Source organism: Papillibacter cinnamivorans DSM 12816, assembly GCF_900176335.1.
GTDB lineage: Bacteria > Bacillota > Clostridia > Oscillospirales > Oscillospiraceae > Papillibacter > Papillibacter cinnamivorans.
Genome location: NZ_FWXW01000006.1, coordinates 1 through 23,111, shown reverse-complemented (window position 1 = coordinate 23,111; position 23,111 = coordinate 1). Strand labels below are relative to the sequence as shown.

Annotated in this window: 25 protein-coding genes; 12 read left to right on the top strand and 13 right to left on the bottom strand. The window is 56.6% G+C overall.

Going from position 1 to position 23,111, the window contains the following annotated elements; all coding sequences use genetic code 11:
• Positions 1–29: 29 nt before the first annotated feature.
• The 6 genes from rplW to proS all read right to left on the bottom strand — a co-directional run bounded on the left by rplW (position 30) and on the right by proS (position 4,430).
• Complete coding sequence (gene rplW, locus B9A13_RS09910) at positions 30–326, bottom strand: 50S ribosomal protein L23 (RefSeq protein ID WP_084235000.1); 297 nt, start codon at positions 324–326, stop codon at positions 30–32.
• Positions 323–949 carry a 50S ribosomal protein L4 gene (rplD, locus tag B9A13_RS09905; protein ID WP_084234999.1) on the bottom strand — a complete coding sequence of 209 codons (627 nt, stop codon included), beginning with the start codon at positions 947–949 and terminating at the stop codon, positions 323–325. Before rplD ends, rplW begins: the two co-directional genes overlap by 4 nt.
• 19 nt (positions 950–968) lie before the next feature.
• On the bottom strand, positions 969–1,604 hold the full coding sequence (rplC, locus tag B9A13_RS09900; protein ID WP_084234998.1) for a 50S ribosomal protein L3: 636 nt from the start codon (positions 1,602–1,604) through the stop codon (positions 969–971).
• A 110-nt stretch (positions 1,605–1,714) separates the two neighbouring features.
• On the bottom strand, positions 1,715–2,029 hold the full coding sequence (gene rpsJ / locus B9A13_RS09895; RefSeq protein WP_084234997.1) for a 30S ribosomal protein S10: 315 nt from the start codon (positions 2,027–2,029) through the stop codon (positions 1,715–1,717).
• 382 nt (positions 2,030–2,411) lie between these two features.
• On the bottom strand, positions 2,412–2,933 hold the full coding sequence (locus B9A13_RS09890) for a YcxB family protein (protein ID WP_084234996.1): 522 nt from the start codon (positions 2,931–2,933) through the stop codon (positions 2,412–2,414).
• A 57-nt stretch (positions 2,934–2,990) separates the two neighbouring features.
• Complete coding sequence (gene proS / locus B9A13_RS09885) at positions 2,991–4,430, bottom strand: proline--tRNA ligase (RefSeq protein WP_084234995.1); 1,440 nt, start codon at positions 4,428–4,430, stop codon at positions 2,991–2,993.
• A gap of 164 nt (positions 4,431–4,594) precedes the next feature.
• On the opposite strand from proS, the gene B9A13_RS09880 reads away from it, so the two are divergent.
• From B9A13_RS09880 to B9A13_RS09870, 3 genes are all read left to right on the top strand, one after another.
• Positions 4,595–4,921 (top strand): carboxypeptidase-like regulatory domain-containing protein, encoded by a 327-nt coding sequence (locus tag B9A13_RS09880; RefSeq protein WP_084234994.1) that lies wholly within the window; start codon positions 4,595–4,597, stop codon positions 4,919–4,921.
• A gap of 111 nt (positions 4,922–5,032) precedes the next feature.
• A complete protein-coding gene (ychF, locus tag B9A13_RS09875; protein WP_084234993.1) occupies positions 5,033–6,127 on the top strand; it encodes a redox-regulated ATPase YchF in 1,095 nt (364 codons plus the stop codon).
• Positions 6,124–6,831, top strand: a complete 708-nt coding sequence (locus B9A13_RS09870) for a heparan-alpha-glucosaminide N-acetyltransferase (RefSeq protein ID WP_084234992.1) — start codon at positions 6,124–6,126, stop codon at positions 6,829–6,831. Before ychF ends, B9A13_RS09870 begins: the two co-directional genes overlap by 4 nt.
• 240 nt (positions 6,832–7,071) lie before the next feature.
• Here the strand turns inward: B9A13_RS09870 and B9A13_RS09865 are convergent, their stop codons facing one another.
• The 7 genes from B9A13_RS09865 to B9A13_RS09840 all read right to left on the bottom strand — a co-directional run bounded on the left by B9A13_RS09865 (position 7,072) and on the right by B9A13_RS09840 (position 10,953).
• Positions 7,072–7,497: a hypothetical protein gene (locus tag B9A13_RS09865; RefSeq protein WP_084234991.1), complete on the bottom strand. Its 426-nt coding sequence runs from the start codon at positions 7,495–7,497 to the stop codon at positions 7,072–7,074.
• A gap of 205 nt (positions 7,498–7,702) precedes the next feature.
• Positions 7,703–7,918 (bottom strand): hypothetical protein, encoded by a 216-nt coding sequence (locus tag B9A13_RS09860; RefSeq protein WP_084234990.1) that lies wholly within the window; start codon positions 7,916–7,918, stop codon positions 7,703–7,705.
• 30 nt (positions 7,919–7,948) lie between these two features.
• Complete coding sequence (locus tag B9A13_RS13950) at positions 7,949–8,689, bottom strand: hypothetical protein (RefSeq protein WP_143806942.1); 741 nt, start codon at positions 8,687–8,689, stop codon at positions 7,949–7,951.
• Between the two features lie 13 nt (positions 8,690–8,702).
• Entirely contained in the window at positions 8,703–9,008 is a 306-nt protein-coding gene (locus B9A13_RS09855) for a hypothetical protein (protein WP_084234989.1), read from the bottom strand.
• A 169-nt stretch (positions 9,009–9,177) separates the two neighbouring features.
• Positions 9,178–9,627: a hypothetical protein gene (locus B9A13_RS09850; RefSeq protein ID WP_143806941.1), complete on the bottom strand. Its 450-nt coding sequence runs from the start codon at positions 9,625–9,627 to the stop codon at positions 9,178–9,180.
• A 92-nt stretch (positions 9,628–9,719) separates the two neighbouring features.
• Positions 9,720–10,415, bottom strand: a complete 696-nt coding sequence (locus B9A13_RS09845; protein ID WP_084234987.1) for a DUF4367 domain-containing protein — start codon at positions 10,413–10,415, stop codon at positions 9,720–9,722.
• A complete protein-coding gene (locus tag B9A13_RS09840) occupies positions 10,405–10,953 on the bottom strand; it encodes an RNA polymerase sigma factor (protein WP_084234986.1) in 549 nt (182 codons plus the stop codon). Before B9A13_RS09840 ends, B9A13_RS09845 begins: the two co-directional genes overlap by 11 nt.
• Positions 10,954–11,411: 458 nt before the next feature.
• On the opposite strand from B9A13_RS09840, the gene thrS reads away from it, so the two are divergent.
• The 9 genes from thrS to B9A13_RS09795 all read left to right on the top strand — a co-directional run.
• Positions 11,412–13,316 (top strand): threonine--tRNA ligase, encoded by a 1,905-nt coding sequence (thrS, locus tag B9A13_RS09835; RefSeq protein ID WP_084235142.1) that lies wholly within the window; start codon positions 11,412–11,414, stop codon positions 13,314–13,316.
• Between the two features lie 520 nt (positions 13,317–13,836).
• Positions 13,837–14,511 carry a spore cortex-lytic enzyme gene (sleB, locus tag B9A13_RS09830; RefSeq protein WP_084234985.1) on the top strand — a complete coding sequence of 225 codons (675 nt, stop codon included), beginning with the start codon at positions 13,837–13,839 and terminating at the stop codon, positions 14,509–14,511.
• Between the two features lie 238 nt (positions 14,512–14,749).
• Complete coding sequence (rny, locus tag B9A13_RS09825) at positions 14,750–16,297, top strand: ribonuclease Y (protein WP_084234984.1); 1,548 nt, start codon at positions 14,750–14,752, stop codon at positions 16,295–16,297.
• A 189-nt stretch (positions 16,298–16,486) separates the two neighbouring features.
• Positions 16,487–17,254, top strand: a complete 768-nt coding sequence (locus B9A13_RS09820) for a TIGR00282 family metallophosphoesterase (protein WP_341456031.1) — start codon at positions 16,487–16,489, stop codon at positions 17,252–17,254.
• A gap of 123 nt (positions 17,255–17,377) precedes the next feature.
• Entirely contained in the window at positions 17,378–18,472 is a 1,095-nt protein-coding gene (locus tag B9A13_RS09815) for a metallophosphoesterase family protein (protein WP_084234983.1), read from the top strand.
• Positions 18,469–20,739 carry an ATP-binding protein gene (locus B9A13_RS09810; protein ID WP_084234982.1) on the top strand — a complete coding sequence of 757 codons (2,271 nt, stop codon included), beginning with the start codon at positions 18,469–18,471 and terminating at the stop codon, positions 20,737–20,739. The genes B9A13_RS09815 and B9A13_RS09810 overlap by 4 nt, the downstream gene beginning before the upstream one ends.
• Complete coding sequence (gene lepB / locus B9A13_RS09805) at positions 20,736–21,311, top strand: signal peptidase I (protein WP_242942835.1); 576 nt, start codon at positions 20,736–20,738, stop codon at positions 21,309–21,311. Before B9A13_RS09810 ends, lepB begins: the two co-directional genes overlap by 4 nt.
• Positions 21,312–21,389: 78 nt before the next feature.
• Positions 21,390–22,025 (top strand): flavodoxin family protein, encoded by a 636-nt coding sequence (locus B9A13_RS09800; protein WP_084234980.1) that lies wholly within the window; start codon positions 21,390–21,392, stop codon positions 22,023–22,025.
• Between the two features lie 833 nt (positions 22,026–22,858).
• A partial coding sequence (locus B9A13_RS09795; RefSeq protein WP_143806940.1) for a helix-turn-helix domain-containing protein occupies positions 22,859–23,111 on the top strand: 253 nt, incomplete at its 3' end.

The window sequence follows — 23,111 nt, the reverse complement described above, 5'->3', positions numbered from 1 at the left end:
CACTCCCTTTGTTCGAATCGGCAATGGAATCAGACCATTCCCTCGAAGAATTCAATGGTTTTGGAATCTGCCGTCAGCTTGACGATCGCCTTTTTCCAGCTCTTGGTGCGTCCTTTGGGATTGTTGCCGACCCGCTTTTCCTTGCCCCGGACATGGAGGGTGTTCACGTCGCTCACCGTAACGCCGAACACCTCTTCCACCGCCTGCTTGATTTCCAGCTTGCTGGCTTCCTTTGCGACTTCGAAAACGTACTTCTTATTTTCCGTCTCGGACATGGACTGCTCGGTCACGATGGGCCGGACGATGATGTCGTATGCGCTTTTCACTGTGCGAACACCTCCTCGATGATGGAAAGGGCCGCCCTGTCCACCACGAATTTACGGCTTCCCAGGATATCGTAAACATTGAGGATGGTGGCGGTGGTGGTCAAAACGCCGGGAATGTTCCGGGCGCTCTTCACCACGGTCTCCCGGGACTCGGGAGTGACCACCAGAGATTTCCCGTCGCAGCCGATGGCAGTGAGAAAGGTCTTGAAATCCTTCGTCTTGATTCCAGGCAGAGCGATGCTGTCCACCACGATGATCTCCCCGGCCGCCGCCTTGGCGGAAAGGGCGCTCTTCAGGGCCAGCCGCTTGACCTTTTTATTGAGGGTGTAGCTGTAATCTCTGGGCTTGGGGGCGAAAACGATGCCGCCGTGGATCCACTGGGGTGCCCGGGTGGAACCCTGCCGCGCCCGGCCGGTCCCCTTCTGGCGCCAGGGTTTTTTGCCGCCGCCGGACACCTCGGCGCGGGTCAGAGCGCTCTGTGTGCCCTGCCTGCGGTTTGCAAGATAGTTCTTCACCGCGTCATGCATGGCCGACTTGTTTGGCTCGATGCCGAAAATGGCTTCGGACAGCTCGACTTCGCCGATCTGTTCGCCCGCCATGTTGTATACTGCTGCCTTAGGCATGGTCTATCTCTCCTTCCGCTCAGACATTTTTGACTGAATTGCGCAGGAAGACCACTCCGCCACGGGGGCCGGGGATCGCGCCGCGCACAACAATCATGTTCAGTTCCGGGTCAACCTTGACCACGTCCAGGTTCAGTATGGTGACCTGCTCGCATCCCAGCTGGCCGGCGCCGATCTTGCCGGGAAGAATGCGGGAAGGGTCCGTGTTGGAACCCATGGAGCCCGCGTGCCGGTGAACGGGGCCGCCGCCGTGGCTCATGGGGGTCCGCTGCGCGTTCCAGCGCTTGATGACGCCGGAATACCCCTTGCCCTTGCTGATGCCGGTGATGTCCACCCGGTCGCCCGCGGCAAACATATCCGCCTTTACCACATCGCCGACGTTCATGCTGCCGGCGCTGTTCAGTTTGAATTCCTTCAGGACCTTTTTCAGCGGAACCTCCGCCTTCTTCAGGTGTCCCGCCTCGGGCTTCGTGAGCTTGCGCTCCAGCACGTCTTCAAATCCCAGCTGGACCGATTCGTACCCGTCCTTTTCCGCCGTCTTCTTCTGCACGACCACGCAGGGGCCGGCTTCGATCACGGTGACCGGGATGACTTTGCCGTTTTCGTCGAACACCTGTGACATGCCCACTTTTTTGCCGATAATTGCTTTTTCCATGGTCTATCCTCCTCGTCAGGTTATTGGTTGCCGTTTCCGGCAACATGACCCGTCCGCCTCTGGGCGGATGTTGGGCCTTGGATCCGCGGCGGTTCTCCGCCGCCTCCGGATCAGAGCTTTATCTCGATCTCAACGCCCGCCGGAAGATCGAGGGCCATGAGGGCTTCCACGGTCTTGGGGTTGGACTTGAGGATGTCGATCAGACGCTTGTGGGTGCGCCGCTCGAACTGCTCGCGGCTGTCCTTGTACTTGTGGACCGCCCGCAGAATGGTAACGATCTCCTTCTTGGTGGGAAGGGGGATGGGGCCGGAAACCTGTGCGCCGGTGCGCTTTGCCGTCTCCACGATCTTTTCGGCGCTCTGGTCGATGAGCTGATGGTCGTAAGCCTTCAGCCGGATCCGGATCATTTCCTTTTGCAGTGCCATTTTCGATTTCCTCCTTAATAACGTACGTCGTGTTGCATGGGTCGGGGCGCCCGCTTTCCCTTCCGGGGACAAACATGCGGTATTCCCGGCCTGCTCGGTGGCTTGCCGCGCTCCGTACGGTGAGAAATAATCTGTACGCTTTGCCGTGCGTATCATTTTGCGGTATAAATAAAACCGGCGCAGGGAAAGATCCGGCCGGTACCATTTACGCGCAGCGATATACGCTCTACAGTATTCCTCAGCCGCCCGATTCTCGGACATACTCCGCGGAAGTTACCGGCTCAAAGCCGCAATCTCCCGTTTCATCGCAGTTGCACCCGAAGGCGCTCAACTATAATATAATAAATCCCCCTTGCTGTCAAGGGGGATTTACTGTTTTTCATTATTTTTTGAAAAGGCGTCTTCCCTTGGTTTTCGGGTGCCATTTTTCGTAGGTCCGGAGGATTTTTCCCCGGTCTTTGTTGGTAAGCAGGCGTTTGGGAAGAACGTAGCACGTCCTCGCCGTGGGGAAGAAGTAGAGCGCTTCCGGATCGTTCCGGAGCTTGGCGGTCTTTTCCCAGGTATAATACGCCTCCCGGTCCTGCCAGCGGACGGACCAGCCGTCCGGGGTAAACCGGAAAACCCGCGGCGTTTTGGGCGAAGCCAGCTTATCGAAGAAAAACCGGTTGACGGCTTCAAACACCAGCGGCAGAAATACCAGAGCGCCGAGGAAGAAATAAAAGGAGGGGACCGGCAAATAAGGCTTCCATAGCTCGTTGCTGTCGATCCAGTACGCAAAAAGCAGGAAAATCATCACCAGGTAACTGTAAAAAAACCAGAAGATCGATCTTGCGCTGCGGATATATTCCCCCCGCGTCAGGCTGGGGACCTCGATTTCCAGGATGTCCTTCTCTTTGTCCGCCATCTGTTCCGCCTCCGGTTATTTTAATAGGATCGGCTGGATGGTACCGCCGCGCCGGCTTTAATAGGCCACGCCCCACACCACCATGTGCTTTGCGGGCTTCCCGCAGCAGGGGCAGGTCTCTCCCAGGTTCTCCTGCTGGAAGGGCATGCACCGGGAGGTGACGCCGGCGGCTTCCTTGAACTTCTCCTCGCAGGCCTCGTCGCCGCACCACATGGTTTTGATAAACCCGCCGGGGCCTTCGGCGATCGCCTTAACTTCTTCCAGAGTGGTCGCCGTGAAGGTATTCTGCGAAAGGTTCTGCCGGGCCTTTTCAAAAAGGCCCCTGTGGATCTCCTCCAGAAGCCGCGCTGCCTCCGTCTCTACATGGTCCAGTGCCACGGAAATCTTTTCTCCGTTATCCCGGCGTGCCATCATGCACCGGCCCGCTTCCAGATCCCGGGGGCCGATCTCCAGCCGGAGGGGGACCCCCTTCATCTCATATTCGGCGAACTTCCAGCCCGGGCTCTGGTCCGATGTATCGGACTTGACGCGGAATCCAGCCGCCTTCAGTCTGGAAAGAAGCGCGTCCGCCGCCGCCGAAACCCCCGCCTTGTGGGCCGCCACGGGAATGACGACGATCTGCACCGGAGCGATCCTGGGGGGCAGGACCAGGCCGGAGTCGTCCCCGTGGGTCATGATGATCCCCCCGATGATCCGGGTGGACAGACCCCAGGAAGTCTGGAAGGGGTTTTTCAGCTGGTTGTCCTTGTCGGTGAACAATATCTCGAAGGCTCTGGCGAATCCGTCCCCGAAATAATGGGACGTGCCGCTCTGGAGGGCCTTTCTGTCGTGCATCATGCATTCGATGGTGTAGGTGGCCTCGGCGCCGGCGAATTTTTCCTTATCGGTCTTTCTTCCCCGGATCACCGGCATGGCCAGGTAATTTTCCGCAAGGTCGGCATAGACCTCCAGCATCCGCAGGGTCTCCGCCTGGGCCTCCTCGGGCGTTGCGTGGATGGTGTGCCCCTCCTGCCAGAGAAATTCCCTGTGCCGGAGGAAAGGCCTCGTGGTCTTCTCCCAGCGCAGGACTGAGCACCATTGGTTATACAGCTTCGGCAGGTCCCGCCAGGAGTGCACCACATGGGCGTAGTGATCGCAGAACAGGGTCTCCGAGGTGGGCCGGACGCACAGCCGCTCCTGCAGCGGTTCGCTCCCCCCGTGGGTGACCCAGGCCACCTCGGGGGCGAAACCCTCCACATGGTCTTTCTCCTTATTCAGCAGGGATTCCGGGATCAGCACCGGCATATAGACGTTCTCGTGCCCCAGTTCCTTGAACTTCTTGTCCAGAACGGCCTGTATATTCTCCCACAGTGCATAGGCGTAAGGGCGCAGCACAAAGCAGCCCTTGACGCCGGAATAGTCCACCAGTTCGGCCTTTTTGACTACGTCGGTGTACCACTGGGCGAAATCGCTCTCCATGGAGGTGATCTGCTCCACCTGCTTTTTTTCCTGCGCCATCTTATCCTCAAATCCTTTACCTGAGAAATCGCCGCATAACCTTATATTTTATGCATTTATTGATTTTATAGAATTGCCGTCCGCTTGTCAAGCACAGGCGGGCGGTTTTCCCGATATTATAGTACTGCCCGCGGAACAAACCGCACGGCGGAAAGGAGCTCCGTATGGGAAGCTTTAGTCAGTTCTTTTTCAAGGCAGGCGAAGGGGAGCAGATCTCCACCACTGTGTCCAGCGCCTCCGACAGCCGCAGCGCCATTGTCGGCCGGGTTTTGGACCGAAATGGTCAGCCCGTGGAAAACGCCCTCGTCCTGCTCTTTGAAACGGTGGAATCTCCCGATGATTTGAAGCTCACAGCCCAGGGCTTTACCGACGGCGCGGGGCATTTCGCCTTCGGCCCCCTCATCGTCGGCTCTCTATACTTAATTAAGGTATTCAGGGACGCCCTGAAGGTCCGGGAGCTGGAGCTTTTAGCCGAGCCGCCCGAGGAATAATTGCCGCCGGGCCGTCCCCGGCGCCCTTCCCTGTCCCGCTCTTGTCTTTCCCCGCATTTCTGTGTATAATAATGGGATTGAACAGAGATCCGGAAAGAGAGGCGAGGATTTGTGAAGCTTGGCATCGTGGGTTTGCCCAATGTGGGCAAAAGCACTTTATTTAACGCGCTCACCAACGCCGGCGCGGAGTCGGCCAATTATCCCTTCTGTACCATCAGCCCCAATGTTGGGGTGGTTACGGTGCCGGACAGGAGGCTGGACGCCCTGGCCCAAATGCACCATCCTGACAAGGTGACCCCGGCGGTCATCGAATTTGTGGACATCGCGGGTCTGGTGCGGGGCGCCTCCAGGGGAGAGGGCCTGGGAAACCAGTTTCTGTCCCACATCCGCATGACCGACGCCATCATTCACGTGGTCCGGTGCTTTGACGACGAGAATATCGTCCATGTGGAGGGAAAGACCGACCCTCTGCGGGATATCGACATCATCAACATAGAACTCGTCATGGCGGATATGGACATGGTGGCCCGGCGGATCGACAAGGCCAGGAAGATGTCCAAGGGCGACAAGCGGTACCTCCACGAGGCGGAGCTTTTCGAGGCGCTTCACAAGCATCTGGACGGCGGAGGGCTCGCAAGGACCTTCCCGTGCTCGGAGGACGACCGGGCGCTCATCGGCACGTCCGAGCTTCTATCCCTCAAGCCGGTAATTTACGCCGCCAATATGGACGAGGCCTCCTTCCGGCAGGGCTATGAAACCAACCCCTATTATAAGTCCGTGAAAGACCTGGCCGACGCCGAGGGCTCTTTGGCCCTGCCCGTCTGCGCCAAGCTGGAGGCGGATATCGCGGAGCTTCCTGCCGAGGAGCGCGTTTTGTTTTTAGAGGAATTGGGAATTGAAGAGTCCGGCCTGGACAGACTCATCCGGGCCTCCTATTCCCTCCTGGGCCTCATGTCCTTTCTGACCGCCGGAAAGCCCGAGGTCCGGGCCTGGACTATTCCCAAAGGCACCCGCGCGCCCCAGGCCGCCGGAAAAATCCACTCCGACATCGAGCGGGGCTTCATCCGGGCCGAGGTCGTCTCCTTCGACGAGCTTATGGACTGCGGCTCCATGGCGGCCGCCAAGGAGAAGGGTCTTATCCGCAGCGAAGGAAAGGAATACGTCATGCAGGACGGCGACATCGTCCTCTTCCGCTTTAACGTATGAGAAAACCGGGGCCGGATCGGATCGGCGGAATCGATGCTCTGCGGGGGATCAGCATTCTCCTGATGCTGTTTTACCACTTCATGTTCGACCTGACCCATTTCGGGGTGGCGTCTCTCCGTCTCTTCTACAATCCGCCCATGGACGCGGTGCAGCAATATATCGCCTGCAGCTTCATCCTGCTGGCCGGGATCTCCTCCCGCGTCTCCCGGGACAATGTCCGGCGCGGGCTCATTGTCTTTGCCTCCGGCATGCTGGTTACCTTTGTCTCGCAGTTTGTGGACATGCCCATCCGCTTCGGCATCCTGCACCTTCTGGGCTGGTCCATGGTGACCTATGGGCTGGGGCGCTGCTGGATCGATCGGATTCCCCGGAAGGCAGCGCCGTTTCTCTATCTCGGCGGCTTTTTTCTCTCCCGGTGGATCTTCAACCGCACCTTTGAGATCGGCTGGCTTTATGTCTTCGGCATCATGGACAAGCACTTTTATTCCGCCGACTATTTTCCCGTCTTCCCCTGGATCTTTCTCTTCCTCCTGGGCACCTGGGCGGGCCCCTTCGTCTGGGAGCGCCGCCTGCCGAAAGGCTTTTATTCCCGGAAGCTTCCCTTTCTTTCCGCCCTGGGCCGCCGCAGCCTCCTGATCTATCTTCTGCACCAGCCCGTGCTCTACGCTCTTACCATGGGAATCCTGCGCCTGATCCGCGGATAACGGACTGACAGGCGAAAATATTTCTGGAATGAAACGTAATACTATTATCCAATAAAAGATGAAACAAGACGTATGGCTGTCCCCCCGTCTCCGGCGGGGGGGACAGCCATACTGTTTTATTTGTTGTATCGACATTTTATTGAAGTCTGGTATAAAAATCCGGTACATTCGGCGCCGGATTCTGATTGTTCGGGGTTTCCTCCATCCGCGGCCCCCCGCTGTACCGGTACCGCCGTTCCGTCAGGAGCGCTGGAGAGCCTCCATAAAAATACCCGCAGCGAACACCCCCGACAGGATGGCCAGGCTGCCCACCGCGTCCTTGATCAGCTTTTTAGAAAGCTCCGGATCGTCGCGGTTTTTCCGATACTGCACATAGCTGGTGACCAGCACCCGCAGCGACGCGTAAATGCCGAGCATCAGCATGATCGCCGAGGGACCCGGCAATGTGTCGGTCCGGCCGTAATAGAACTCCCCGCCGAGGTACTCGGACGTTCGCAATTGAGTGCCGAATAGAGCCCCGAACATGGCCCCGGCATTGGCAAACTGCGTGTATCTCCAGGCTCTTTCGGGATCCATCCTCCTGCTGACGGCCCATTGAATCAGCAGGCTGATCGCCATGAAGGCGGCGGCAAAAATAAACGGCCCGAGGCCCTGCTGAAACGGCATAATACTCCTCCTTACGCTGCATCGGATATGCAGATGGCTGAATCTGAATCCCGGATTGTACTCTGTTTCTATAACCAAAACGGTGCTATATTTTTTATTTTAACATGATATTCTTCAAGTTTTTAAATAAATTCTCCTAAACGTCTTGGGAAACAGGTTTTCAACGGATGAGAAATCCGGCACCGGACGGTGCCGGATTTCATAATTACTCTCTCAAATCCTGAATATTTTCCGCCGCTATGATATCGTCCTTCCAGGCGGCAAACCAGGCCTCCCAGTCTTTCTTCATAGTTTCTCGGTCGGGTTGGGCCTCGCCGTACTGCGCGAGGAATTCCTCGTATACTTTCGCTTCATGCTTGTGCGTTACCAGCTCCATCTCCAGCTCGGGGCGCAGGGAATTCCAGTATTCTTCGCTGGTCATGCCCAGCCCCTTGAGAAACGCCCGGTGTGTTTAATTATCATATGGGTTGTTTACAAGTTCTACATACCAAGTATCAGGATCGTTTCCCCTTTGAATACCTACAACATATGTACAACCAACCGTAGGATCCCATATTTGTATTCCTGAAGAAACAACATAAAGCGGATGCCAACTCGTCGGAGCCGAATAATACCAGGATAATGAAATTGGATATTTTGTGATACTTTGGGAGACATAAAGTCTAGTAGTTGCACTTGTTCCTGTTTGTCCTGCTGTAACGCTTTGACTGGCTATAATGCATCCAGAATTAATGTCGGAAACGCCACCGGAATAAGAAGTCATTTTTACGCATTCATCACCTTGCGCATCATTATACGTCTGATAATAAACTGTTGAATAGATTTCTACTGAACCGGATGTATCATAGGTATCCAGATATGAAGATCCGTTCCCCTTTGTTGAAACAATAGACATCAGCTTGGTTTTTGCCTCATCGGTTACAGGTACAATTTTAACATATTCAACTGCCGTCACACCCGTGCGGGAATTTACTTTTTCTCCCTTTACATGCTCAAAGCGATAAGTTAAACTGCATTCGTCAACAGATACCAGTTCTGACGTTACATTTTTATCGTTTTGTAAATACAGTATTGAAAGTCTAGCCTCATCAATCGTATTATTCGGTTTATCTGAAGCGCTGGCCATAGTAACAATTCCAAAAGTAACAGCCAAAACAAATATTATCAAAAAAGATAGTATCTTTCTAACCATTTTTCCTTCCTCCTCATTTGTTGAAAAATAAATAGTAACACATCAATGATAATAATAAGGGTGCCAGTATAATAAATAATGCCTTTATTGTGAAGCTCTTCTTTTTTTCGTCTCCATATTGTTCGGCAATCTTGTCTTGATAAAAATTAGCCCTTGCTTGTTGTGCTGTTGTCAGTGCGTTATTGGAGATAGCAAAGTACACGCACAAAACTGCTACAGCGCCGCCCAAAAATGGAATCGGGTTGAATTGCAACAACAACGAAATACAAAAAAAACAAACCACACCACATACATATATACCATAAAGCTTCTTTTTCATAAAGACACCCTCACTATCGGCAGAGTTGAAATATAATTTTACGTCATGATAAGCTCTACTGTTCCAAGCAGCACCCACCTCCAGTTTCTACGTTATACTTTATACGGGGCATGGCAATGAAATTACTTCCATCGTTGCTCATATTTTTTTAAATCTTTACAATTATTCGCTACCCCGCGTACGCCTCGTAGCTTCCCGAAACCGTTTCCGCCGTGCCGTTGCGGTACACCGTCGCCGTGATGCTCAGCCGGTAGGTATACCCCGTGGCCACATAATGGATTCCGTCAAAAATCAGGATGCTTCCCGAGGCTTCAAGATCGTCCCAGGTCTTTACGGTGGTGTAAGTGCCGTCCGTATTCCTGCGCTCCAGAACCACCGTGCCCGTGATTTCGGTGGTACCCGTCTTTCCTATGACCCGGGCGCCGCAGATTGCCCTGCCGCCGTCAAAGGAAAGGCTGAGAGTAATCGAGACGGTGTTCGCCCACTGCGGCAAGATAAGCCCCTCCCCTCCGGCTGCGGCCGGCGCGGCGGCCCCCCTGGCAGACGCTGCGCCTCCCAGGGAAAAGAGAAGCGTCAGGGCCAGCAGCAGCGACACGCATTGCTTCATCGGTGCTCGCATTTTACCATACCTTCTTTCTTTTGTTTATTCGAGGTTTTTCGCCTCTGCTATATAAACAACGGAAGGAAGGTTTTGGTAACACATTCGCCGGTTTATTTTTTAAGACTTTCTGCCATCCGGATCAGCTCTCCGGCGTCGACGGAAGAAGTCAGCTGGAACATCGTATCCCCCGCCTGCCAGATCAGCACGTTGGAATCCTCCTGCGTAGCGGCCTCAAACAAATATCCCTTGCCGCCCGCCACTTCAATTTCCGAATATTCCGTGCCCTCGTTGTCCACCGAGATTCCCCCCGTATCCGCCGCCGTCTGGTCAAAGACGATGACGGCGCCGCTCCCGTTTTCATAGGTCAGCATCGTAACGGTTCCGAAAGTGTCCAGAGACGTTTCCGAAAATCCTTCCGGTAGATACGCGGGGCGGTAAATACTCCCCCTTGACGGTGTTTCGTCGAAGTGAATCTCCGTGTATTTTTCCTGCCATTCGATCACGGCGTTGAAAATCGCGTTTCTCGTGGCCTCCACGCTCAGCAGCGCCGCCGACGATAAACCGAGCAATACGAAAAACCATACGGCGGCCCTGCCGAGTGTTTTTGTAAAGCGCTGCAGCTTTGTTTTCCGGCGGTTTTCCCGGATGAGCTTTCGTATAGTCTTATCCAGCTCCGGGGAGGGGGCGTGGCTTGCGTTCAGCGCTTCGGCGGCCGGAAGAGCGCCCATTTCCCGTTCAAACGCCTCCCTCACGCCGACATTCAGCAGCGAATTGAAGATAGAGTCGCCCTTTTCCCTATCGTTCACAGAAATCCCCCTCTTTCATAAGCTGCCGCTTGAGCGCGCTGCGCGCCCGGAAAAGGCAAATTTTCACATTTTCCGGGCTGATGCTGAGTATTTCGGCGATCTCCTGATTGGAGTATTCCAGGACCGCCTTGAGATACAGAATATCCGAATAGCTCTTGTGAAGCGCCGCCACGGCGTCCGCGATCCTGTCGCAGGCCTCTTTTGCCGATACATGGTCGAAGACCGGTTCCGCCGTGTCCGGGCAGTCTCCGAAGTCATCCAAATGTACCGTCCTGTTTCTCTCCCTGAGCATGTTGAGCGCCGTATTCCTTACAACTATAACAACAAACCCCCGTGTCCGGTTACAGTCGAGCAGATCGATTTTTTCAAGATGCCGGATAATTTTTACAAAGGCCTCGGACACCGCGTCCTCCGCAAGCTGCCGCTCCCGCAGGATGCCCTCGGCCACGTAGAGCATGGTCCCGGAATAGCGGCGGTAGATCTCCTCCGCCTTTTCCCGGTCACTGTCGTTTTCAATGGTCAGAAATATGGGTAGCATCGCGTTTTACTCACCCGCAATCGTTAGCATAATAATCCATTATTTTCTATTATATCATGATTTTCCTCAAGTTTCCAGATAAAATCTCCCGTATTCGTCCGCCCGGGAAAACCATTTTCTATCCCGGACTCTCTCGCGGGTTGACATTGGACTGTTTTCATGCTATATTGGCCCTACATAAATAAAAGGCAATGACAGGGACGAAGCGTGTTACGCCGCCCAGAGAGAGGGAGCCCCGGCTGAAAGCCCCCTTGCGAAACAGACTTTGCTTTACCGCCCTTGAGCCGCCCGCCGAAAGAGCCGAGTAGGCCGGGCCGTATACCGCGCGTTACTGCGGGCACGAGCGGCAGCCCTTCGGGCTGCAAGCAGGGTGGAACCATGGGATTACATCTCACCCCTGATTCAATCAGGAGTGGGATTTTTTATTGCTCCTGATATCGGAAAGCGAGGAAATAAGTATGATCCGCATCGCATTGAAAGACGGCTCCGTCATAGAAAAGGAACCGGGTCTTACCTGCCTTCAGGTGGCCGAGGGCATCAGCGCCGGTCTTGCCCGCGCGGCGCTGGCCGCCGAACTGGACGGCAAAACGGTCTCCCTCACCACGCCCATTAAAAAGGACTGCGCCCTTTCCATCCTCACCTGGGAATCCGATGAGGGAAAGTGGGTGCTGCGCCACACCGCTTCCCACATCCTGGCCCAGGCGGTGAAGCGTCTGTATCCCGAAACCAAACTGGCCATCGGTCCGGCCATCAAGGACGGCTTCTATTATGATTTCGATTCCGAGACCGTTTTCACCCCCGAGGTGTTGGAGAAGCTCGAGGCGGAAATGCAGAAGATCGTCAAGGAAAATCTGCCCCTCACCCGGTTTGAGCTTCCCCGGGAGGAGGCCCTCCGGTTCATGCGGGAGAAAAACGAGCCCTACAAGGTGGAGCTTATCGAGGATCTTCCGGAAGACGCGGTCATCTCCTTTTATACCCAGGGGGATTTCACCGACCTGTGCGCCGGCCCTCACCTGCCGGGAACGGGCCTTGTAAAGGCCTTTAAGCTCACCTCCTGCACCGGTGCCTACTGGCGGGGGGATTCCAAAAATAAAATGCTCCAGCGGATCTACGGCACCGCCTTTACCAAGAAATCCGAAATGGACGAATACCTGGCCCGGCTGGAAGAGGCCAAACGCCGGGATCACCGGAAACTGGGGAAGGAACTGGACCTCTTTGCCCTCATGGACGAGGGCCCCGGCTTCCCGTTCTTCTTCCCCAGGGGCATGGTGCTCAGAAACATCCTGGAGCAGTACTGGCGCGAGGAACACACAAGAGCCGGCTATGAGGAAATCCGCACGCCCCTCATCTTGAACGAGGAGCTCTGGCACAGGAGCGGCCACTGGGACCACTACAAGGAAAACATGTATTTCACCAAGATCGACGGCGAGGACTACGCCATCAAACCCATGAACTGCCCGGGCGGCATGCTGGCCTTTAAGCGCAAGCCCGTCTCCTATCGGGATCTGCCCATCCGCATGGCGGAGATGGGGGTGGTCCACCGCCATGAGCTCTCCGGCGCGCTTCACGGGCTCTTCCGCGTCCGCTGCTTCACCCAGGACGATGCCCATCTGTTCATGACTCCCGAGCAGGTTCCCGGTGAAATTGCCGGTGTCATCGAGCTCATCGACCGGATCTACAAGGTCTTCGGGTTTAAGTACCACGTGGAGCTTTCCACCTGTCCCGAGGACTTCATGGGTACTCAGGAGCAGCGGGAGCTGGTGGAGGGCGCCCTCCGGCAGGTGCTGGAGGCGCGGGGCATGTCCTACACCGTCAACGAGGGAGACGGCGCGTTCTACGGGCCCAAGATCGACTTCCACCTGGAGGACTCCATCGGCAGGACCTGGCAGTGCGGAACGATTCAGCTGGACATCCAGATGCCCGAGCGCTTCGACCTCACCTATACCGGCGCCGACGGGGAAAAGCACCGCCCCGTGATGATCCACCGGGTTGCCTTCGGCAGCATGGAGCGCTTCATCGGCATCCTCATTGAAAACTATGCAGGCGCCTTCCCCGCATGGCTCGCTCCCGTCCAGGTGATTCTTCTGCCCATCACCGACCGGACCCACGAATACACCAAGGCGGTGGCCGAGAGGCTCACCGCCGAGGGCTTCCGCGTGGAAACCGACCTGCGCAACGAAAAGATCGGCTATAAGATCCGGGAAGCCCAGGTCCAAAAGGTTCCCTATATGCTGGTGCTGGGAGACAAGGAAGCCGAGGCGGGCGTCGTGGCAGTCCGCAGCCGGGCCGCCGGGGATCTGGGCGTCATGGGCCTGGACGGCTTCATCGCCAAACTCAAAGAGGAAGTCGCCTCCAAAAGCTGACTGACGCTCAGCGCGCAAAACTGTATCGTTTAATAAAGAGCCGGATCGGAATGCAGGCAGCGTCCCGATCCGGCTCTTGTATTTTCTCTTTTATGAATCTCGCGCGACGCTGGATACAGCCTCTTCAGCGTCGAAGGCATTACGTTTTCGCAGTCTCATTGAGCTCCACAGGCTAAGATACGGAGAGCTCCGATCGCGGGCTGAAAAACAGACTTCTTGCTATAGAGCTGTGTATGCGTTTGAAGCTGCCGATAATCAATCTGTCATTCAGAGCACCCACCGGAGCACACTCCCATGGAGATCCAAGAGGCCGGAGCCTCTTGGCATCCTTTTGGTGACTTTTCCTATGCGGGAAAAGTTACCCCCAGCGGGGAGCGCACAGCTCCTGTCCAAATCTTTCGAAATTAATTTATTAACATATAGTTTTAAAGAACAAACAGAATGCGCATTCTCCCTTTGTATAAATTTCCTCCCTCTTCCGCAAACTAAATCGGAATAAACTGCAGCGGAGGGAATTGCAATGCAAAGAAGAAGAAAATCGGCCACCGTCCTCGCCGGACTTTTTATAACGAGTATCCTCACCGTTTCGCTGATCCAGATGATCCCCGCCGCCGCCGCGGTGAGCTATCGCATGGGCTCTTCCGGGACGGTGGTCAAGGAGATCCAGACGCGGCTGAAAAACTGGGGATATTATACCGGAGATGTGGACGGGATCTACGGGAGTAAAACGGTGGCGGCGATAAAATACTTTCAGAGCAAAAACGGCCTGACCCAGGACGGCATCGCCGGGCCGGCTACCCTTGAAAAACTCGGCGTTTCCGCCGCATCGTCCGCCAGCGCCAGAAGCAACAGCGAATATCTCCTGGCAAGGGTCATTTCGGCCGAGGCCCGGGGAGAGACTTACCGGGGCCAGGTGGCCATCGGGGCGGTGATCCTCAACCGGGTGGACCATCCGTCCTTCCCCAACACCATTGCGGGCGTCGTTTATCAGCCCGGGGCCTTCACCTGCATGAGCGACGGCCAGTTCAACCAGCCCGTGGCCGACTCCGCGATCCGGGCGGCACGGGAAGCCCTCAACGGCACCGACCCCAGCGGCGGCGCCATTTACTACTTTAATCCTGACACCGCCACCAGCGCGTGGATCTGGAGCAGGCCGCTGATTGTTGTCATAGGAAACCATCGTTTTTGCAGCTGAAACTGCAGTTTTCCCTGGATTTTCGGCACAGCTTGCCGTATTTTGGCGGGCTGTGCCTCTATTTTGCCCGCTGTACGCCGAATTTTCTTGACAGTGGAACACACTGGCTCTAAAATAGAAAAAGAATTATGGGGGGAAATTTGTTGGGGGAATTTCCTGAAATGAATTTCTGTTTGTACTGTATTTCGGTTTTTTATCGATAAACAATCACGAGAAATGGAGGTGTGTACACGAGTATATGCTGCACTATGTTATTGTAGGAGTAATTGCGTTTGTGGTTTCTGCGCTGGTTTTCTTCCCCTTGGGCATACATTACAGGAAAACCGTTTCCGAAAAGGAAATCTCCAGCGCCGAAGAAGAAGCCAAGCGCATTATTAATGAGTCCATCAAGAGCGCGGAAAACAAAAAGCGGGAAGTGCTGCTGGAAGCCAAGGAGGAAATCCTGAAAGCCCGCACCGAACATGAAAAGGAAGTCAAGGAGCGGCGCGCGGATCTGCAGAAGCAGGAGCGCCGTCTGCAGCAAAAGGAAGAATCCCTCGACCGCAAGACGGACATGATCGAAAAGAAGGACGAGGTCCTTTCTGCAAAAACCAGCGAGGTGGAACAGCTGCAGGCCGAAATCCGGGGCATCAAACAAAATCAGCTGGATCTCCTGGAAAGAATTTCAGGGCTCACCATCGAAGACGCCAAAAATTATCTGATCCATCAGCTGGAATCCGAAGTAACCCATGAAATGGCCATGAAGATCAAAGAGATCGAGACCCGTTTCAAGGAAGAATCGGACAGCAAGGCAAGAGAAATCATTTCTCTGGCCATTCAGCGCTGCGCCGCGGACCATGTGGCCGAGGTCACCGTCTCCGTCGTTCCCCTACCCAACGACGAGATGAAGGGCCGTATCATCGGCCGCGAGGGCCGCAACATTCGTACTCTGGAGACCCTGACAGGAGTCGACCTCATCATCGACGATACGCCGGAAGCCATCACGATTTCCTGCTTCGATCCCGTCCGCCGCGAAATCGCCCGCATCGCTCTGGAAAAGCTCATCACCGACGGGCGGATTCATCCGGCCCGTATTGAGGAAATGGTGGAAAAAGCCCGCCGCGAGGTGGACGCAACCATCAAGGCCGAGGGTGAAAGGGCCACCTTTGAAACCGGAATTCACGGCCTGCACCCGGAGATCATCAAGCTCCTGGGCCGCCAGAGATACCGCACCAGCTACGGTCAGAACGTCCTCAATCATTCTATCGAGGTGGCCCACGTCGCGGGGCTTCTCGCAGCCGAAGTGGGAGCGGACATCACCCTTGCCAAGCGCGCGGGTCTTCTGCACGACCTGGGCAAAGCAGTGGATCACGAGATGGAAGGTTCACACGTCACCATCGGCGTGGAGCTTGCCAAAAAATACAGGGAATCCAACGAGGTCGTACATGCCATTCACGCGCACCACGGCGATGTGGAACCCCAGACCATCATCGCCTGTCTTGTTCAGGCGGCCGACGCGGTTTCCGCGGCCCGGCCCGGCGCCCGCAGGGAGAACCTGGAGAACTATATCAAGCGCCTGGAAAAGCTGGAGGAGCTCACCGGGAGCTTCGCGGGAGTGGAAAAATCCTTCGCCATTCAGGCCGGCCGGGAAGTTCGCATCATGGTAAAGCCCGAGGAGATCTCCGAGGACAACATGATCCTCCTCGCCCGGGACATCGCCAAAAAGATAGAGAGCGAACTGGATTATCCGGGGCAGATCAAGGTGCATGTCCTCCGGGAAACCAAGGTCATCGAATACGCAAAATAACTTTGCATCAACAGATCGGACAGGGTATAATAACTTTGTCCGATCTTTTTATTTTATCCCGGGCCAGGGCCTGTCGGCCTTTTCCGGTCTTTCGGAGGCCTTGGCCTTTCGGAGAAATCCCGCCGCGGAAACGCATTTCGTAATCCGGCATCTTAAATCGGAAGGATGCAAAGGAGCATTGCCGTGAAAATGAATCTCTTGGCCGTGGGCGACGTGGTGGGCGACAGGGGCATCGCCTTTCTCGGCCAGCGCCTGCGTCCGTTAAAAAAGCTTAAAAATATCGAAATCACCGTTGTGAACGGCGAAAACGCCTCCGGCGTAGGGATCACGCCCCGCCAGGCGGAGGAGCTGTTTCAGGCCGGAGCGGATCTCATCACGTTGGGAAACCACACCTGGAACCGCCGGGAGATCGTCCGCTTCCTGGACGAAAACCCGTACATCTTCCGCCCCGCCAACTATCCTCCCCAGAATCCCGGACGAGGCTGGGGAATTTACGACACGGGTAAACTGCGTCTTCGCGTGGTCAATCTCATCGGCCGCCTGGGCATGGACTTCGGCCCCGACAATCCGTTTCTGGAAATAAACCGCATCCTGGCCCAGGACACGGCGGACTTCACCGTCGTGGACTTTCACGCCGAGGCCACCAGCGAAAAACTCGCCATGGCATATTACCTGGACGGGCGGGTTTCCGTCCTCTTCGGGACCCACACTCACGTCCAGACCGCCGACGAGAGAGTCCTGCCCAAGGGGACGGGATACATCACCGACTTGGGGATGACCGGCCCCGTGGAGTCCGTTCTGGGCATCCGCGTCGACCAGTCCGTGGACACCTTTTTGGGAAACCCCACGGGAAGGTATGAAACCGCCCCGGGAGATTACAAGATGGAGTGCGCCATCTTTGAACTGGACACCGATACCGGGCTCTGCTCCGGCGTGGAACGGCTCCGGATTCTCTGACACCGGCCTCCGGAGGCGCGCTGGCGCCGCCGGGGATAAAACGGCAAGCCGCAGCCGGAAGGGCGGCCGCCGCGGCGGAAGCGGAAGGGTTTCCTCTTCCCTGCCGCGGTTTTTGGAGCGGGCATGATTCGATTGATTCACGCGGCCGATTTTCATCTGGACAGTCCTTACGACGCTCTTTCACCGGAACAGGCGGTCCTCCGCCGGAAAGAAGGCCGGGAGCTTCTGGACCGTCTGTACGATCTTGCCCGGGAAACCCGGGCGGATCTGCTGCTTCTGGCAGGGGACCTCTTCGACTGCGGCACCGTTTTTTACGAGACCACCGAGGCTATGGTCCGCGTATTCGGCCGGATCGGGGCCAAAATTTTTATCGCCCCGGGAAACCACGATTATTACTCTCCCGGCTCTCCTTACGGGACCGTCCGCTGGCCGGAGAACGTCCATATCTTCAGGTCGGGCGTCGTGGAACGGGTTATATTGCCGGAGCTGGGCTGCGCCGTGTACGGGGCCGGTTTTACCTCCCCTTTGTGCTCCAGCTCGCTGCTCTCCGGCTTTTCCGCCGCCAAAGACGGTCTTACAAATCTTATGGTGCTTCACGGAGATTTGGGCGCGGCGGACCCCCGTTACAATCCCATATCCGAATCGGATATTGCCTCCAGCGGTCTTGCTTATCTCGCCCTGGGCCATAAGCATGCCTTCGGCGGCGTTCAGAAGGCGGGTTCCACCCGGTATGCCTATTCCGGCTGCCCGGAAGGCCGCGGGTTCGACGAATTGGGGGAAAAGGGCGTTCTTGTGGGTGAAATAGACGATACCGTCCGGCTTCGGTTTTATCCCATCGCCAAGCGGCGCTATGAAATTCTGAAGGTGGATCTGACGGAAAGCTCCGACCCGGCAAAAGCTCTCCTTGCCGTTCTTCCCACCTCCGCGGAAAACGACATCTACAGGATTATCCTCACAGGGGAGTCCGCCGCCGAGGATCTGAACCTGGTCGCCCTTACGGCTCTCGTAAAAGACAGGTTCTTCAGCGTGACGCTCCGGGATTCCACCTCCGTGCGCCGGTACATATGGGAACAGGCCGGAGAGGACACGCTGCGCGGGCTGTTTCTCCGCCGGATGCGGGAAAAAATGGACGCGGCAGGGGAAGAGGAAAGGGAAAAGCTGGCGCTGGCCGTACGCTTCGGCCTCGCCGCTCTGGACAACAGGGAGGAGCCCCTATGATTCTGAAACGACTGAGCGCCTCTTTCGGAAAGCTGCGGGACGCTTCCCTTGAGCTGCGGGAGGGCCTGAACATCATTGAGGCTCCCAACGAGGCGGGAAAATCCACCTGGCTTTCCTTTCTTTTCGCCATGCTTTACGGCCTGGACACCCGCAGCCGGGACAAAAAGGAACAATTGGCGGATAAAAACCGGTACGCTCCCTGGAGCGGCGCTCCCATGCAGGGAGTTCTTGAATGCTCGGTATCCGGAAGGGACATCACCATAGAGCGCCGCACCCTGCGCTCCAACTCTCCCATGGGGCAGTTTTCCGCCCGATACACCGGAACGGCCGACTCCGTTCCCGGACTGACGGCGGAAAACGCGGGCCAGTGGCTGCTGGGAGTGCCCCGGGAGGTCTACGAGCGCAGCGCGCTCATCCGGCAGTCGGGGCTTTCTGTGGATCATCATGTGGAACTGGAGCGGCGGATCCTGGCTTTGGTATCCACCGGAGAGGAGACATCTTCCTACACCGAGGTAAACGGAAGGCTCCGGGACTGGCAGCGGAAGCGGCGTTTCAACAAAACCGGCCTTCTTCCCAGGCTGGAAGCCGAGCTGGAAAGACTCGGCGGGGCCATCGACGGCATGTACCGCATCAACGCCCAGGCGGCCCAGGATCGGGCCGCTCTGGAGGAGTGGATCCGAAAGCGGGAGTCTTTGGCGTCGGCGCGGGATGCTTACCGGCGCCTGGATGCCCGCGGGAACTGGGTCCGTCTTTCCCGGGCGGAAACCGAACGGGACGAGGCGGCCTCGCATCTTGCCGATCTGAAACGGAATTTGGGCGGGGCGGCGGCCTTTTCCCGGGAGCAGCTTCTGGAACTCCGGCGGGCGCTTTCCGGCCTGGGAGCCCTTCGCGCGTCTCTTTCGGAGGTTGAAAAAATGCTTGCCGCCGCCAGCTTGGACCTGGCCGACGCGGAGGAGCGGGTAAACGCCTCTCCCTTTGCCGGGATGGGCCCCGACGCAGCCTGGGAAGCCGCCCAGGCGGATCTCCGGGAATACGCCCACTGGCAGAAACGCGCCTCTTTCGGAAAAATACCCCTTTTTCTCTGGAGCGTCGCTTTGCTTGCGGTCTCCGCCGTGTCGGTCTATATGGCTCTCTCCGGCAGTTTGTCTTTCTGGATGCCGGCCGTTCCCCTGGCTCTTTTGGCGGGTGGCGACCTTCTTCTCCTATGGCTGGGGAAAACCGAGCAGCTCCGGGCAAAATCCGCCATGATACTGCTCGTGCACAGGTATTCCGCAGCAGACTCTTCCCTCTTTCTGGAGCAGGCCGCCCGCTATCGGGAAGATTTCGCCCTTTTAGAGCAGCGCCGCGTCATGGAAAAGCAGCTGGAATCCAATTGCGCCTCCCTGACGGCGCAATACTCGGAAAAACGAAAGGACATCATGGGCGGTATCCGGCGTCTGGACCCGTCCGCGGACTCCGACGAAGCCGCCGAGCTGGCCGTCGCCGCCGCTCTGGACGGCTGGGACCGGCTGGAAGCGGCCTCTGTCGCTTTGAAAAACGCCGGGATGGTTTATGAAGCCTTGAAATCTTCTCTTCCATCCGACGCTCCTCCTCCCGGAGACGACCCGGCGCCGCCGGAGATAAGCCGGGAAGCGGTGGAAGCCTCTTTTGCGGAAGCGGAAACGGAGATCCGCCGCCTCACCGTCTCCCTTGCCTCGGCCCAGGGCCGCCTGCAGGCCGTCGGCGATCCCGCCGCTCTGGAGGCGGAAAGAGATGCTCTGAATGGGCGCGGGGAGCGCCTGCTGACCGAATATGACGCCATCTCTTTGGCTTTGACCGGCATGGAGGAAGCCAATGGGCTTTTAAGAGCCCGTTTTTCTCCTCCGCTCAACGAAAAGGCGGGAAAAATCATGGGGATGCTCACCGGGGGAAAATACGACAGGCTGTATTTTGACAAGGATTTTTCTGCTGCCGCCGTCGAAACCGGGGAGGCGCAGACCAGAAGCGCCCTCAGCCTGAGCCAGGGGACTTTGGATCAGCTTTATCTTGCCCTGCGTCTGGCCGTGAGCGCCCTGGTGCTTCCCTCCGAAAAAAAAGCGCCGCTTCTCATGGACGACGCGCTGGCGAATTTTGACGACAGGCGCATGGGATATGCGCTGGACTGTCTGCTGGAGGAAGCGAAAAATCGGCAGGTGGTTCTCTTTACCTGCCATTCTCGGGAGGCCGCCGCCATGGAAAACCGCAGCGGAGTTCACATTCTCCGCCTCACAGAATGGAGCCGTCCTTGAGCCCCCGGTATGATCGGCCGGGAACCGGCCGGAAGGGGGAGAGCTCTTCCCGCTCCGGCGAGTTGTATGAGCTTCTTCAGTCCTTTGTGCTTCTTCTTATTTTTATCATTCTGGTTTTTACGTTTTTAGGGCGGGTCACGGAGGTGGTGGGCATCTCCATGGTTCCCACCCTCCGGGGCGGAGACCGCCTCTGGGTTTCCGGCATGGGATATCATCCCGCTCGGGGCGATGTTGTGGTGCTGACCCGGTTTGACTTTATGGACGAGGCGCTGGTCAAACGCGTCATAGCCGTGGGCGGACAGACGGTGGATATCGACTACGTCCAAGGAACCGTATCCGTCGACGGCGTTGTGCTGGACGAACCGTATATAAACGGGCGCATGCTGGAGCCGGGATATAACAATATCTCCTCCATCACCGTCCCCGAAGGCTCCGTTTTCGTCATGGGGGACAATCGGAATGAAAGTATGGACAGCCGCTATATGGAGCTGTCCGTGGTGGATGAACGGTGCATTCTGGGGCATGCTGTTATGGTGCTTTTTCCCTTCAACCGCATCGGGATCGTAAAGTAAAAGGTCATACCGGCCTTATCCCCTGCTGCACGGTTTTCTGAAGAACCAAAATCCGCTCAATAGGAAAGGGGTAACGACATGAAAGTGGTCATCTTCAACGGCAGTCCCCGTCCCCAGGGCAACACCGCCTTCGCCTTGAGCCTGTGCGCCGAGGAACTGAAAAACGCGGGAATCGAAACGGAAACCATTCACATGGGCCATCTCCCCATCCGCGGCTGCACCGCCTGCAACGGCTGTGCAAAAAACCGGGACGGAAAATGCGTTCTCCCCGACGACGGCGTCAACGGCTGGATCGAAAAAATCAGCCGGGCCGACGGCGTGATCCTGGGGGCCCCTGTGTATTACAGCTCGCCGGCAGGAGCCATGCGCTGCTTTTTGGACCGGGCGTTCTACGCCGCCCAGAACGGCGGCATGCTATTTCGCCGCAAGGTGGGCGGCGCCCTGGTTTCCGTCCGCCGCATCGGCGGCGTCGCGGCGCTGGATGAGCTCAACCGGTACTGCCTTGCCGGCGAAATGGTTCTCGCCCCCGCCGCCGCCCTGCCCCTGATTTTCGGGCTCCGTCCCGGCGAGGCGGAGGGCGACGAGGAGGGAATCCAGGCCGCCAGAACCCTGGCGCGGAACATGGCCTGGCTGATAAAGCTCATGGAACACGGGAAAGGCACGGTGGAAGAGCCTCCCGCCGAAAAGCGAAAATACACCAATCTCATCCGCTGAATAACAGAAAAAGAGCAGTCTGAAAGCCGGCGGCTTTCGGACTGCTCTTTTTCATTTTTCTCCTGGCCGTGAAAAAATGGAAGATTGATTACGAAAGGCTTGGACGGGAGCGTACGCTCCCCGCTGGGGGTAACTTTTTGTTTCTGCAAAAAGTTACCAAAAACAGGCCAATAGGCTCCGACCTCTTGGATCTCCATGGGGGAGGGTGTTCCTGTGGGCGCTCTTAACAGGCGATTGACTACTGGTAGTTTCGAACGCACGGGCAACTCTGTGGCAGGAGGTCTGTTCTTCAGCCCGCGATCGGGGCTTTCTAGGTTTTAGATTGTGAAGCTCAAGGGGTCTGCGAAAATGTACTTTGTATGACGCTGTATGACGCTTGAAAAGAATTTTCGTTTTGAAAGTTTCCGTCTAGGGGACATTTCATGATTTCAATGCTTCCGCATGTCGTTTCCGGTGTAATTTCCCTCTATCGGTACCGGGTTTGTTATACGGTTCTTCTTCGACGTTGCAAGCAGAAGGTTTTAGCAGACTTTCTGAGCCGCTGAGGACGGTTCTTGGAAGGCCGGTGGCGGGCTGAAAAATGGTTTTCCTGTTTTTTGAGCGGTCCGTGCGGTTCATCCTGGCGGCGGCCGGGTTTTTCCGGAGGCGCGCTTGCCGCTGCACCCTCTCGAGGGAATCCAAGGGGCCTGGGCCTCTTGGCGCACCTTTTTCGGCCACTTTTCCCTGCGCGGCGGATTAAAATAGCAAGTGCAACAGTATAAAAAAGCTCATAAGGGAGGCCAAAGGGATACAGTAGGAGTTGAAAAGACCACTACTGAAAGGCGGCGACCCATATGAGCTACCACCATCTTACACCGGAAGAACGGAAAAAGCTATTTCGGATGTGGCGGAATAAAGAAAGTATCCGCCGTATGGCCGCGGCACTAAGGCGAAGTCCGGGCACGGTCAGCCGGGAACTGAAGCGAAACATCACATGGTACAGACATTCGCCGCTCTATCGGCCCGTCAATGCACAAAAGATGTATCAAGCCAGAAAGCATCGGCCAAGGGGCGGAAAATACCTGGATGCCCGGCTATACGGGTACG